This is a genomic window from Rhizobacter sp. SG703, from assembly GCF_012275445.1.
Classification (GTDB): domain Bacteria; phylum Pseudomonadota; class Gammaproteobacteria; order Burkholderiales; family Burkholderiaceae_C; genus Rhizobacter.
On record NZ_JAAZQK010000012.1, the window covers coordinates 150,905 to 163,818 of the forward strand.

The window sequence follows — 12,914 nt, forward strand, 5'->3', positions numbered from 1 at the left end:
TGTGGCTGTCATGATACTGAGCCGAGCCATCGGTCCAGGCCTTGTCCACGGTCCTTGCTTCGAGGGACAGTCCCGAGGGCCCGCGCCACCCTGCTTTCGTATAGTCCCACGATGCCCGCCCCCCACCGCATCCTGGTCCTCGACGACGAGCCCGACGTGCTCGACTGGATCGGCGCGGTGCTCACCGACGGCGGCCTGCAGGCCACCGCGGTGCAGACCGGCGCCGCGATGCAGCGCGCGCTGCGCGAGCAGCCGCATTCGCTGGTGATGCTCGACCTGAAGCTGCGCGGCGAAGACGGCCTCGCGATCGCGCGCGAGCTGCGGCGCAGCTCCACCGTACCGATCATCATGATGAGCGGCAAGGGCGACGAGGCCGACCGCGTGCTCGGCCTCGAACTTGCCGCCGACGACTTCCTCGTCAAGCCGATCTCCGGGCGCGAGCTGCTGGCGCGCGTGCGCGCCAGCCTGCGCCGCTCGACCGAGCTGTCGCAGCCCGCGGCCCGTCCCGACGACCCGGTGCACGAACGCTACCGCTTCGGCGACTGGGTGCTCGACCGCACCGCCCGCACGCTGGCACGCGCCAGCGGCGAGCCCTGCGAGGTGACGCGCGGCGAGTTCGCGTTGCTCGCCGCGATGGTCACGCAAGCCGGCCGCGTGTGGGCGCGCGACGAGCTGCTGTCGCAGTTCCGCGGCACCGGGGCCGACGCCTACGACCGCAGCGTCGACGTGCTGATCCTGCGGTTGCGCCGAAAGATCGAGCCCAATCCGCGCCAGCCGGCCTACATCCGCACCGAGCGCGGCCAGGGCTATGTGTTCGGCGTGCCGGTGACGCGTGGCTGATGTGGCCCAGGCGGCCGTGCCCGCGGCCTTCGGCGCGGCCGAGGTCCCGGCCCGTTTCGCGATCCGCACCCGGCTGCTCGCCACCTTCCTCGCGCTGCTGCTGCTGACCATCGTGCTGGCGGTCACCGGCATCGCCGGCATGCGCCACAACCAGCGCGCGCTCGACGACTTCGAGGCCGGCGTGATGCCCGAGATCGCGCGCGTGCTGGAGCTGGCCGAGAAGGTGTCGCAGCTGGCCGCCGTCGCGCCGAGCATCGCCGACAGCGACCTGCAATCGCCCAGCCGCAATGACAGCCAGCTGGTGCGGGTGCTGCTCGGCGAGATCCGGCGGCTGTCGGGCACGCTGCCGGCGCAGGCCGACAGCCGGCTCGAGGCGAGCGCGATGCTCGACGGCATCGACCGCGACCTGACCAGCCTGCTCGCGCTGTCGAGCGAGCGCCGCCGTCAGCAGGCCCAGCTGCGCAGCCAGCGCGACACGCTCGATGCGCTCGGCGACCAGCTGTTCCGCAACCGCGTGCGGGTGCAGCGCGACGGGCCCAGCCTGCAGTCGATCTGGAGCACGCTGGTGGCCGCCGAGCTGGCCGACGAGGACACGATGCTGGGCCGCAGCGAGGCCGACGTCGAGGCGCTGTGGGTGTTCGCGCAGCAGGCCGGCGAGGACCGGCGGCTGCCGGCGCTGGCTGCCGCGCTGCAGGCGCTGGGCTTCGGCGACGACGGCGCGTTCCAGCTGCGCCGCCGCCAGCTGCGCACCGAGCGCCAGCTGGGCACTGTGGTGCAGCTGATGCGCAGCCATTCGACGCAGCTCGGCGCCCGCGCCAGCGCCTACGTGGCCGAGTTGCGCAAGGTGTCGACCGAGCGGCGCGACACGGTGCGCGGCACGGTCAGCTCGGGCGCATCGGCGCTGGTGCTGGTCAGCGCGGCCTCGGTGCTGACGGCACTGGCCGGCGCGTTGTACGTGCAGCGCGTGCTGCGCGACCTGCAGTCGATGACGCGCACGATGACGCGGCTGGCCGGCGGCGACGACGTCGCGCAGCCGAGCGCCGCCATCGCGCGCCCGGACGAGATCGGCGAGCTGGCGCGCGCCTTCCAGGTGTTCCGCGACCACCTGCTCGAGAAGCAGCGGCTGTCGCAGGGCCTGCATGTGCAGGGCCGCCTGCTGGAGAGCGTGTTCCACGGCATGAACGACGGGCTGTCGGTCTACGACGCGAGCGGTGCGCTGGTCGTCTGGAACCAGAAGTTCGAGCGCCTGCTGCCGTTCGCGCCCGGCGTGCTGCGCCGCGGCGTGCCGATCGGCGAGCTGAACGCGGCGCTGCCGGCCGGCGCCACCTGGCGCGCCGTCGCGGCCGACACCGCGGCGCGACTCGGCCGCCACCGCATCGCCGCGTCGGCCGAACTGCACCTGCCGGCCGGCGGCGTGCTGGAGATCCTGAGCCACCCGATGCCCGACGGCGGCTGGGTCGCCGTGTGCCGCGACCTGAGCGCGCGCCGCGCGATGGAGGCGCAGCTGCGGCAGGCGCAGCGCATGGAGGTGCTGGGCCAGCTGACCGGCGGCGTCGCGCACGACTTCAACAACTTCCTGAGCGCGATCCTCGGCAACCTGGAGCTGCTGCGCCATCGGCTGCTCGGCGACGAGCGGCTGGCGGCGCTCGCCGCGCTGGCCGCCCGCGCGCACAAGGCGGCCGAATCGGCGGCCGGGCTGTCGCGCCGGCTGCTGGTGTTCGCGCGGCGCCAGCCGCTGGAGGTCGAATCGGTGGTCGTGGCCGACATGCTGGCCGAGATGCTGGACCTGATCGAGTACAGCGTCGGGCCGGCGATCGAGGTGCGGATCGACGAGGGCGACGCCGAGGCGCTGTCGGTGCAGGCCGACCGCGGCCAGCTGGAGAACGCGCTGCTGAACCTCGCGCTGAACAGCGCCGCCGCGATGCCGGGCGGCGGCACGCTGGCGCTGTCGGTCGCGCAGGTCGAACACGATGACGCCACCGCGCCGCCCGGCAAGGCCGTCGTGGTCCGCGTGCACGACACCGGCCACGGCATGCCGGCCGAGGTGCAGGCGCGCGTCGCCGAACCCTTCTTCACCACCAAGGCGCCCGGCCAGGGCAGCGGCCTCGGGCTGGCGATCGTCGACGGCTTCATGCGGCAGTGCGGTGGCCGCCTGGTGCTGCGCAGCAGCGAAGGCCGCGGCACCACGGCCGAGCTGTGGCTGCCGGCCTCGCCGGCCGGCGCACCGGCCCCGGCGCCGCGGCTGCCGGCGCGCGTGGGCAGCGCGACGGCGCGCGTGCTGCTGGTCGAGGACGACGACAGCGTGCGGGCCACCGCCGCCGCGCTGTTCGACGACCTGGGCGCAACGGTCTCGGCGGTGGCGTCCGAGCAGGATGCGCTGGCCTGCATGGCGGCGCACGGGCCGTTCGACCTGCTGGTGTCCGACGTGATGCTGGGCGCCGGCGGCGACGGCGTCGCGCTGTGGCACCGCATCGCGCGCGACTGGCCGCAGCAGCGCGTCGTGCTGAGCTCGGGCCTGCCGCCCGAGGTGCATGCGCAGCGCAGCGACTGGCCGGCCGCGGCCGCCTTCCTGCCGAAGCCGTTCACGCGCAAGAGCCTGGAGGCGCTGCTCGCATGAACTTGCACCGGCTCGACCTGGTCTCGCTGCAGCTGTTCAGCCTGGTCGCGCGCAGCGGCAGCATCAGCCAGGGCGCGGCGCTGGCGCACCTGGCGGTCGGCGCGGCCAGCAAGCGCATCACCGACCTGGAAGCGGCCTCTTCGCCGACCGCACGCCGACGCACGGGCTGCACACGATGAACTGCCGCGAGGACCGGCTGGTGCTGGTGGTGCCGCGCGGCCATGCGCTGGCGCGGCGGCGCAGCCTGCGTTTCGAGGACCTGCTCGATTGCGATTTCGTGAGCCTCTCCGAAGGCACCTCGCTGGCGCGCCGGCTGCACACCGAGGCGCAGGCGCTGGGCCGCCAGCTGCGGCTGCGCATCCGCGTGCGCAGCTTCGACGCGATGTGCCGCATGGTGGCCGCCGCCTCGGCGTCGGCGTGCTGCCGCGCGATGCGATCCTGCCGCACCTGCGCACGATGGACCTGCGTCAGGTCGCGCTGGATGACGACTGGGCGCGGCGCAGGCTGCTGCTCGGCGTGCGCGATGCGGGTGCGGTGCCCAGACACGTGCGGTGCTGATCGAGCATGTAGCCCGGAAGCCAGTCCGGGGTTCGTGACACCGCTCAACGTTGTGGCTCATCCAGGGGATCAGGCGTCGCCACCGCTCAGCGGCGAACGCGATAGCGGATGTGCGTTGCCTCGGGCGTGTCGATCACCCGGACGATCTCCAGTTCGACTCGCGACGGCAAAACCTCGAACATTCGCCGGCCACCGCCGAACAACACCGGGATCTGGTGGATCTGCAACTCGTCCAGCACCCCCGCTTCGAGCGCCCGCTGAGCCGTATATGCGCCGTGCACCAGCACGATGCCGTCGCCGGCGACGGCCTTGGCCTGCGCCATCGCGCTCTCAATCCCGTCGAGCACGTACGTCACCAGCGGATAGTTCGCTACCGAAGGATCTGGTGGCCGGTGACTGGGCACGAAGATCGGGACCCCTTGATTGTCCCCGCCCCAGTGATCGACTTGCTCCACGGTGCGCCGGCCAACGACGATCGCACCCGGCGGGTTCCACTCGTCCCACAAGTCTCCGAGCGCCCCGGCCGGCCGGGAGAAATCCCCGAACCACTCGTGCAGCCGCATGAAGCCATCGCCGCCGGGGTTGCCTGGTTCGTCGTTCGGACCTGCGATGTATCCGTCGAGCGACATGGACATGAACAGCACCGATACAGACATTCGAGTTTCCCGCACCGAAGAATGGTCGACCTGAAGCGACATCACTTGACCGATGTCGCCGCTTGGACTCCGTTGTTGCCCTCCGCAGCGACCTGGTCATTCGATGTGAATGTGTGCAGAGATGCTTTGAGATTCCGGACCCTCTGCCCGCTTCCGCCGGGCTCCAACGGAACATGCTCTTCTGCCAGTTGCGCGGCCTGTCTTTCGATGCCGCCAGGCAGGTATTTCAACAGCTCGCCATTTGATGCAACGAGGCGCCAGAAGGCGACGCCTTCCGGGTTGCCTGCGATCGCGCGCAGGGCCTGTTTTGTCTGAAACGGGCAGACGGTCTCTACACCATGGAGGCGGGCCAATTCCCGACGCAGCACCTCCATGGTCACGAGCTTGCCGCGCGGGACCTTCAGCAGCTGCAGCGCCACGGTGCGCGGGCTGGGAAGAAGCATCGTTCGCGCCCCGCCGAAGGCCTTCTGTCGATCGGGTGGTATGGCGACGATTTCGTCTTGGAGCATGTGCATGCGGGCTCCTTGCTGCTCACAAGAGGCTATGCGCCTCCAACGGTGTTCAGCCTAACCGAAACCGATCCTTCGTGAACATCGGCTGATGGCCACATTCGGGTAGGCTATGTCGGTCGAGCCGACGCCTCCCGGCAGGCATCGGTTCGCAGCTCGGTTTCAATGTTTGGCATCGAGGAGAAGCACTGTGGACGAAAAGCAGAGCGAGATCCGTGAACGCTACCTTGGCCTTGGCGTCGCGTGGGGCACGGCCATTGGCTTGGCCACTGGCGCCGGCTTTGGCGTTGCGCTTGGCCACCTGGCCCTGGGTATTGGCATCGGCCTCGCCGTCGGCGCTGGCATCGGCATCGCAGTGGGTGCGGCCCTGGGCGATGAGCGCGCCGACGCGGAGCAAGAGCCGGCGCATTGGTAAGCTCACCGCAGCGATGCCCGGCCCATCGCTCGATCGACACCCGACGGGAAGCCGCCGACGGCAGGTTGATCGCTGGCCGAACCGCGAACGCGGTCAGCTGCTGCCCTTGAGCTTGCCGACGACGAACAGCAGAACGATGGCGCCGATGACCGAGGCGATCCATCCGGCCGGCTGCCCCACCGAATACCAACCTATGGCCTGACCGACGAAGCCGGCGATCATCGAGCCGGCGATGCCCAGCAGGCAGGTCAGGATCCAGCCCATCTTCTGCTCGCCTGGCAGCAGGAAGCGCGCGACCGCGCCGACGATCAACCCGACGAGGATGGTGCCGATGATGCCCATGGTGTTGGCTCTCTCGTGTGACGATGTTGAAGATCCTGCCAGACCGAGCATGCCACAAGCCCGCGAACGCACAGGCCTGTGCTGGAGGTCCTCCGGCGACGGGTAGGTGGCCAATGAGAAAGCACCGGTCGGATCCTTGCGCGGGTCCGGCCTGCCGGAGGGCAGCAGCGACACCGTCGTGTGGACGGCGGTGCGGGCATGGCCCAGGGCATCGACAGGCGCGACGGCCTGCGTTGTTTTTCAGCGATTGAGCACGGCCAGCGCGTTCTTCACCGCGCCCTCGCCCATCTTCACGTAGGCCTCCGCCGTCACGCCGCCGATGTGCGGGCTGAGCGTGATGCGGGGTTCGCCGTGGAAGGGATGCGGTGCCGTCATCGGCTCGACGGCGAAACTGTCGAGGCCGGCGCTCGCGACCTGCCCGCTGCGCACCGCGTCGAGCAAGGCTGGCTCGTCGATCAGGCCACCGCGGGCGGTGTTGACGACGATCACGCCCTGCCTGCACGCGGCCAGCGTCCGCGCATCGATCAGCTTCGCGTTGTCGGCCGTCAGCGGGCAGTGCAGCGAGATCGCGTCGGACCCGCGCCAGATCGCCTCGAGGTCCACGCGCTCGACATGGGCCGGCAGGTCCTTCGCATACGGATCGAAGCCGAGCACGCGCATGCCCATCGCATCGGCGATGCGCGCGACGCGCAAGCCGATCGCCCCGAGGCCGACGAGGCCCAGCGTGCGTCCTTCGAGTTCGACGCTCTTGTGCGTCGCCTTGTCCCAATGGCCCGCGTGCATGCGCGCATCGAGCGTCACCACCGACTTCGCACAGGCCAGCAGCAGCGCCATCGCATGCTCGGCCACCGCCGCCGCATTCGCGCCCGCCGCGGCGACGACCTCGATGCCGCGCGCTGCCGCGGCCGCCTTGTCGATCGTGTCGGTGCCGCTGCCGTGCTTGGAGATCACCTTCAGGCTCGGCGCCGCGGCCATCGCGGCGGCGCTCACCTTGCCGTAGCGCACGATGATCGCGACCGGGTCGTGGTGCCGGCACAGCGCGACGATGTCGTCGTCGGTCGGCGCCTTGCCGGCATAGATCACCTCGTGGTCGCCCAGCAGCGCCAGCGCCGCAGCGGCAAGGTCGGCGCCGGTGACGAGGACGACAGGCTTGCTGGCGCTCACAACGATTCCCCTTCGCCGATCACGCCGGCCGCGCGCAGTGCAGCGTCGAGCCAGCCGGGGCGCAGCGCCTTGCGGCTGCGGATGTCGGCGATGCGCTTCGTTTCGGCCGCGACCTTCTCGGCCGCCAGCGGCAGCATCGCCGCGGCCTTCTCGCGCTCGACCACCGTCACGCCGTCGGCATCGCCGACCACCAGGTCGCCGGGCTTCACCGTCACGCCGCCGACCGAGATCGGATGATTCAGCCGGCCCGCGACACCCTTGGTCGGGCCGTTCGGGTTGAGTCCGGCCGCGAACATCGGAAAGCCGAGTTCGCGGATGGCCTCGCTGTCGCGCACCGCGCCGTCGATCACGACGGCGGCCACGCCGAGCGCGGCCGCCTGCTGGCTCATGATCTCGCCCATCAACGCGCTGCCCAGGTCACCCTTGCCGTCGACGACGATCACGTCGCCCGGCTTCGCCACCGCCAGTGCGGCGTGGATCATCAGGTTGTCGCCAGGACGCACCTCGACCGTGAGCGCCGGGCCGGCGAAGCGCATCGACGGGGCGAGCGGCGCGATGCGCCCGTGCAGGGCGCCGCGGCGCCCCGCCACATCGGCCAGGATGGACGACGGGAACCGGGCGGCCTGCGCGACGACGTCGGCGTTCACGCGTTCGAAGTCCCGGATCACGTCGGGCCCTGCAGCAGCTGGACTCATGCGAATCTCCTTGAAAACAGTCAATCGACCTTGGCGCCGGAGTCCTTGACGACCCGGCCCCAGCGCGGGATCTCGTCCCTGATCAGCGCAGCGAACTGCTCCGGCGTGCCGCCCGCCGGGTCGGCGCCTTCGTCGCCCAGCCGCTTCGCGAGTTCGGGCTGCTTCAGCGCCTTGTTGAACTCGGCATTCAGCTTCGCGATCACGTCGCGGGGCGTGCCGGCAGGTGCCAGCAGGCCGAACCAGGTCACTGCGTCGAAGCCCTTGTAGCCGGACTCGTTGATCGTCGGGACTTCCGGCAGGTCGTCGACGCGCCGGACCGACGTGACGGCCAGCGCGCGCACCTTGCCCTGCCGGATGTGGGGCAGCAGCGTCGGAACGGAGGCCATGTAGAAGTCCACGTTGCCGCCGATGACGTCGGTCATCGCCTGCGACGCGCCCTTGTACGGCACGTGCTGCGTCTTCACGCCCGCGGCCTTCTGGAACATCTCGCTCGTCAGGTGCGCGACGGTGCCGTTGCCGGGCGACGCGAAGTTCAACAGCCCCGGCCTGGCCTTGGCGGCGCTCACCGCATCGGCCAGCGTCTTGTACGGCATCGGCAGGCCGGTGACCATCACCAGCGGCGCGTTGGCCAGCAGCACGATCGGCGCCAGGTCCTTCTGCGGGTCGTAGGGAAGCCGGGCGTACAGCGTCGGGTTGATCGCCAGGTTGCTCGACTGGCCGAGCACGATCGTGTAGCCGTCCGCCGGCGACTTGGCCACCGAATCGACGCCGAGGTTGCCGCCGGCGCCCGGCTTGTTGTCGATCACGAAGGTCCAGCCGGTGGCCTTCGCGACCCGCTGGCTCGTCTCGCGGGCGATGATGTCCGTGCCGCCGCCGGGCGGGAACGGCACGACGATCCGGATCGGCTTGGCCGGCCAGGCCTGGGACCAGGCCGGGGAAAACGCGCCGCCGCCGAGGGTGGCCGCAACGAGCGCGAGGGTGACGCGTCGGGTCAGGTGCATGTTGTCTCCGTGGGTGCCTCGTGCGCTTCGTCGATGACGGGCGTCGGGTCTGGCGGCAAGTATTGGCACGGCGCGGCGTACAGTCCAATCAATACTTTCTTCAGACCCATAGATGGAGCTTTTGCAATGGACCTGCGGGACCTGCGCTACTTCGAGACCATCGCCGAACTGCAGCACCTGGGGCGCGCTTCGGCGCGGCTGCACCGCACGCAGCCCGCGCTGACGAGCAGCGTCCGGCGGCTGGAGGCCGACTGCGGGGCGGCGCTGTTCGAACGGTCGGGGCGAGGCATCCGGCTGACCGAGGCCGGCAAGGTGCTGCTGAAGTGGGCGCAGCGCATGCGCTTCGACGTGGAGGACGCGAAACGCGAGCTGCAGTCGATCGGCGCCGGCCTGAGCGGCCATGTGCGGATCGGCATCGTGCCGACCGCGGCCCAGTTCCTGCTGCCCGCGGTGGCCCGGCAGCTGCTGCGGGAGGCGCCCGACGTGACGCTGCGCACGGTGGTCGGGCTGATCGACAGCCTGAAGCCGCAGTTGCGGGCCGGCGAGCTGGACCTGATGGTGGGCACCGAGAGTGCCGCCGAGGACGGCTGGGTCTCCAACGCGCTGGCCGAAGACATGATCGTCGTGGCGGCGAGTGCGAGGCATCCGGTCTTCCGCTCCGCCATGACGCTCAGGAACCTGGCCGACCATTCGTGGGCGCTCCAGCCCCCCGGGGCCCCGACGCGCGACTGGCTCGACCATGCGTTCGACCGCCAGGGGCTGCCGCGTCCGCGCGTGCAGGTGGAGACCACGATGCTGCTGATGCTGCCGACGCTCATCGTGCAGACCGGCCTGCTGAGCTTCATCTCGCGCCACCACCTCGAAGGCAGGGCACGCATCCCGGGCTTGAAGGAAGTGCCGGTCAAGGGCGCCGCGATGCGGCGGCGGCTCGTCGTCACCTACCGGGCCAACAGCTTCCTGTCACCGGCGGCGCGCAGGCTGCTGCAGTTGTTCGAGCAGTCCGCCGCGCCCCCCGTGGTCGCCGAATGAGCGGCGTGTCGACGGCCCCGCATGTCGATTCGCGCGCGGTTGGTTCGTCGTGGGAATGAAGGCACCGAGAATCGCGGTGCCGTTCACCTCAACCCCTCTCAGGAGAACCTCCATGCGCCTCGCCCTGTTCGCCATCGCCGGCCTGCTGACCGCCACCGCAGCGCACGCCGCCCCGGTCACCTACAAGATCGACCCCGACCACACCTACCCGAGCTTCGAGGCCGACCACCTGGGCATCTCGGTGTGGCGCGGCAAGTTCAACAAGAGCAGCGGCACGGTGCACTACGACAAGGCGACCGGCACCGGCGACCTCGACGTCACCGTGCTGCCGGCCAGCATCGACTACGGCCAGGACGCGTTGAACAAGTGGGCCCAGGGCAAGGACCTGTTCGACGTCAGGAAGCACCCGACGGTGGTCTACCGCGGCCGCTTCGACAAGCCGGTCGACGGCGTGCCCACCGAAGTGACCGGCGAGCTGACGATGCACGGCGTGACGAAGCCGGTCACGCTGAAGCTGAACTGGCTGCGCTGCATGCCGCACCCGATGCTGAAGCGCGAGATGTGCGGTGCCGACGCCGTCACGACGATCCGGCGCGACGAATTCGGCATGGATGTCGGCAAGGACTACAAGTTCAACATGGACGTCACGCTGCGCATCCAGGTCGAGGCGATCGCCGGGCAGTGACCCGGCGACCGTCCCGTCAGGGCTTCGCGTTCTGCAGCGAGCGCGCCATCTCCAGGTGGTGCTGCAGCCCCGGCAGCGTCTTCTGCGCGAAGGCCTTCACGTCGGCGTCCTTCGCCTCGCTGGCCGCCTGCTGGAACAGCTTCACGGTATCTTCGTGGGCCTTCACGCCGAAGGCCTTCACGTAGCGCTCGTCGAATTTCTTGTCGTCGCCGACGTCGATCATCGTCAGCTCGCCCTTCTGCGTGATCGACGGGCCGTCCGGCAGGTCGACCTTCTTGCTGGCGGCCAGCGCCTTCAGTTCGTCGCCGACCTTCGTGTGGTCGTCGATCATCTTCTGCGCGAAGTCCTTGACGTCGGCGCGTTGCGCCTTCGTCTGCGCTCGCTTGCTGGCCTCCACCTCGGCGTTGCCGGCCTGGGCGGCTTCCTTCATGAACGCGGCGTCCGAGCGTGCATGCGCGGCAGTGGCCGCGACGCTGCCGAGCGCGCCGAGGATCAACAGGGTCGAGAGTCGTGCGTTGAGTTTCATCGTGGGCCTTTCAGTGCGGAAAAACTTCAGTCTGGCGATCGCGGCAGGCCGCGACTGTCGGCCGGCTCCGAGTTGGGCGTAGGACGCGGACTGCAGTGCACGGCACGTCGTTTGCCGTGCGTCGGCATCGCCAGCCGCAGGAGCCCGCCGCATGTCAGATCCTCTCGACGACGCCGACCGCGCCGCCCGCCACCCTCACCCCGCGCTGCCGGCTCCGACCCGTCGCGGTTTCCTGAAGTCGGCCGGCGCCGCGACCGGTGCGCTGGCCACCGCACTGCCCGGCACGCCGGCCGCCGCGGCACCGACCACCGCAGCACCACCGCTGCCACCCCCACCGCGCCCCGCGCCACCACCGCGGCGCATCACGCTGACCGTCAACGGCGCCCGCCATGAGCTGCTGGTCGAGGCGCGCGTCACGCTGCTCGACGCGCTGCGCGAGCACCTTGCGCTGTACGGCACCAAGAAGGGCTGCGACCGCGGCCAGTGCGGCGCCTGCACCGTGCTGGTCGACGGCCGCCGCATCAACAGCTGCCTGACGCTCGCGGTGATGCAGGAAGACCGTGCGATCACCACCATCGAAGGCCTCGGCCGGCCGGGCGCTCTGCATGCGATGCAGGCGGCGTTCATCGAGCACGACGCCTTCCAGTGCGGCTACTGCACCCCCGGGCAGATCTGCTCGGCCGTCGCGCTGGTGCAGGAGGCGCGCGACGGCCAGGCCAGTGCGATCACCGCCGACCTGCGCCAGCCGGCCGCGCTGGATGACGACGAGATCCGCGAGCGCATGAGCGGCAATCTGTGCCGCTGCGGTGCGTACCCGAACATCGTGAAGGCGGTGCGCGTCGTCGCCGCGATCCGCCCGATCGCCTGAGGAGCCCCGCGATGGACAACATCGACTACCAGCGGCCGGCGTCGGTCGACGAAGCGATCCGCCTCGCGCAGCAACCGGGCACCGCCTTCATCGGCGGCGGCACCAACCTGCTCGACCTGATGAAGGGCGGCGTCGCGCGGCCGATGCGGCTGCTCGACGTGACGCGGCTGCCCGGCCGCGAGATCGCGCAGCTGCCGGACGGCGGCCTGCGCCTCGGTGCCGGCGTGCCGAACAGCGATGCCGCGAACCACCGGCTGGTTCGCGAACGCTACCCGCTGCTCGCGCGGGCGCTGCTGTCGGGCGCGTCGGCGCAACTGCGCAACATGGCGACCGTCGGCGGCAACCTGATGCAGCGCACGCGCTGCTCGTACTTCACCGACACCGGCTTCGGCGCCTGCAACAAGCGCGAGCCCGGCAGCGGCTGCGCGGCGATCGGCGGCTTCAACCGCATGCACGCGATCCTCGGTACCAGCGAGGCCTGCATCGCGACGCACCCGTCGGACATGTGCGTCGCGCTGGCCGCGTTGCGCGCCAGCGTGCGGGTGCGCGGCGCGCAGGGCGAGCGCACGATCCCGATGACGGAATTCCACCGGCTGCCGGCGGCCCGGCCCGAGCTCGACACCGTGCTGCAGCCGGGCGAACTGATCCTGTCGGTCGACCTGCCGGCCTCGCGCTTCGCGCAGCGCCATGCCTACCTGAAGCTGCGCGACCGCGCGAGCTATGCGTTCGCGCTGGTGTCGGTGGCGGCGGCGCTCGACGAGCGCGACGGCGCGGTCGCCGATGCGGCGCTGGCGCTCGGCGGCGTCGCGCACAAGCCGTGGCGCGTGCTGGCGGCCGAGCAGGCGCTGGTCGGCCGGCCGCTGTCGGACGCATCGGTCGCCGACGCGACGCGCCTGCTGCTCGACGGCGCGCGCGGCTTCGGTCACAACGACTTCAAGATCGAGCTGGCCCGCCGCGCGGTGGCGCGCGCGCTGGCGCAGGCGCACGCCGGCACCGCCTGATCGGCATC

General features: G+C 70.7%; 14 protein-coding genes and 1 pseudogene. 8 read left to right on the forward strand and 7 right to left on the reverse strand.

The annotated features are described in order from the left end of the window. The first annotated feature begins 111 nt into the window (after positions 1–111). From FHT26_RS23960 to FHT26_RS23970, 3 genes and pseudogenes are all read left to right on the forward strand, one after another. Positions 112–840 (forward strand): response regulator, encoded by a 729-nt coding sequence (locus FHT26_RS23960; RefSeq protein ID WP_168562607.1) that lies wholly within the window; start codon positions 112–114, stop codon positions 838–840. Next, complete coding sequence (locus FHT26_RS23965; protein ID WP_349238214.1) at positions 833–3,457, forward strand: PAS-domain containing protein; 2,625 nt, start codon at positions 833–835, stop codon at positions 3,455–3,457. The genes FHT26_RS23960 and FHT26_RS23965 overlap by 8 nt, the downstream gene beginning before the upstream one ends. Continuing rightward, a pseudogene (locus FHT26_RS23970) lies at positions 3,454–4,015 on the forward strand (LysR family transcriptional regulator). The gene FHT26_RS23965 and the pseudogene FHT26_RS23970 overlap by 4 nt, the downstream one beginning before the upstream one ends. A gap of 86 nt (positions 4,016–4,101) precedes the next feature. Here the strand turns inward: FHT26_RS23970 and FHT26_RS23975 are convergent. Together FHT26_RS23975 and FHT26_RS23980 are read right to left on the reverse strand one after the other, a co-directional pair. After that, the gene (locus FHT26_RS23975; protein WP_168562608.1) at positions 4,102–4,671 is read right to left on the reverse strand and encodes a dihydrofolate reductase family protein; all 570 of its coding nucleotides are present in this window, start codon (positions 4,669–4,671) and stop codon (positions 4,102–4,104) included. Positions 4,672–4,712: 41 nt separating this feature from the next. Continuing rightward, complete coding sequence (locus FHT26_RS23980; RefSeq protein ID WP_168562609.1) at positions 4,713–5,186, reverse strand: MGMT family protein; 474 nt, start codon at positions 5,184–5,186, stop codon at positions 4,713–4,715. 184 nt (positions 5,187–5,370) lie between these two features. Here FHT26_RS23980 and FHT26_RS23985 point away from each other — a divergent pair, with 184 nt between their 5' ends. Beyond that, the gene (locus FHT26_RS23985; protein WP_168562610.1) at positions 5,371–5,595 is read left to right on the forward strand and encodes a hypothetical protein; all 225 of its coding nucleotides are present in this window, start codon (positions 5,371–5,373) and stop codon (positions 5,593–5,595) included. Between the two features lie 93 nt (positions 5,596–5,688). Here FHT26_RS23985 and FHT26_RS23990 read toward each other — a convergent pair whose 3' ends face one another. From FHT26_RS23990 to FHT26_RS24005, 4 genes are all read right to left on the reverse strand, one after another. Continuing rightward, complete coding sequence (locus tag FHT26_RS23990; protein ID WP_168562611.1) at positions 5,689–5,937, reverse strand: GlsB/YeaQ/YmgE family stress response membrane protein; 249 nt, start codon at positions 5,935–5,937, stop codon at positions 5,689–5,691. A 240-nt stretch (positions 5,938–6,177) separates the two neighbouring features. Further along, complete coding sequence (locus FHT26_RS23995) at positions 6,178–7,101, reverse strand: NAD(P)-dependent oxidoreductase (protein ID WP_168562612.1); 924 nt, start codon at positions 7,099–7,101, stop codon at positions 6,178–6,180. Beyond that, complete coding sequence (locus tag FHT26_RS24000; protein ID WP_168562613.1) at positions 7,098–7,796, reverse strand: RraA family protein; 699 nt, start codon at positions 7,794–7,796, stop codon at positions 7,098–7,100. Before FHT26_RS24000 ends, FHT26_RS23995 begins: the two co-directional genes overlap by 4 nt. A gap of 20 nt (positions 7,797–7,816) precedes the next feature. Beyond that, positions 7,817–8,797, reverse strand: coding sequence for a Bug family tripartite tricarboxylate transporter substrate binding protein (locus FHT26_RS24005; RefSeq protein ID WP_168562614.1), 981 nt, complete (start codon positions 8,795–8,797; stop codon positions 7,817–7,819). 126 nt (positions 8,798–8,923) lie between these two features. Between FHT26_RS24005 and FHT26_RS24010 the strand changes: the two genes are divergently transcribed. Together FHT26_RS24010 and FHT26_RS24015 are read left to right on the forward strand one after the other, a co-directional pair. Next, a complete protein-coding gene (locus FHT26_RS24010; protein ID WP_168562615.1) occupies positions 8,924–9,826 on the forward strand; it encodes a LysR family transcriptional regulator in 903 nt (300 codons plus the stop codon). A 112-nt stretch (positions 9,827–9,938) separates the two neighbouring features. Next, complete coding sequence (locus tag FHT26_RS24015) at positions 9,939–10,511, forward strand: YceI family protein (protein WP_168562616.1); 573 nt, start codon at positions 9,939–9,941, stop codon at positions 10,509–10,511. A 16-nt stretch (positions 10,512–10,527) separates the two neighbouring features. Here FHT26_RS24015 and FHT26_RS24020 read toward each other — a convergent pair whose 3' ends face one another. Beyond that, positions 10,528–11,037: a DUF4142 domain-containing protein gene (locus tag FHT26_RS24020; RefSeq protein ID WP_168562617.1), complete on the reverse strand. Its 510-nt coding sequence runs from the start codon at positions 11,035–11,037 to the stop codon at positions 10,528–10,530. A gap of 151 nt (positions 11,038–11,188) precedes the next feature. Here FHT26_RS24020 and FHT26_RS24025 point away from each other — a divergent pair, with 151 nt between their 5' ends. Next, a complete protein-coding gene (locus FHT26_RS24025) occupies positions 11,189–11,905 on the forward strand; it encodes a 2Fe-2S iron-sulfur cluster-binding protein (RefSeq protein ID WP_168562618.1) in 717 nt (238 codons plus the stop codon). Between the two features lie 11 nt (positions 11,906–11,916). Then, the gene (locus tag FHT26_RS24030; protein WP_168562619.1) at positions 11,917–12,906 is read left to right on the forward strand and encodes an FAD binding domain-containing protein; all 990 of its coding nucleotides are present in this window, start codon (positions 11,917–11,919) and stop codon (positions 12,904–12,906) included. Positions 12,907–12,914 lie beyond the last annotated feature (8 nt).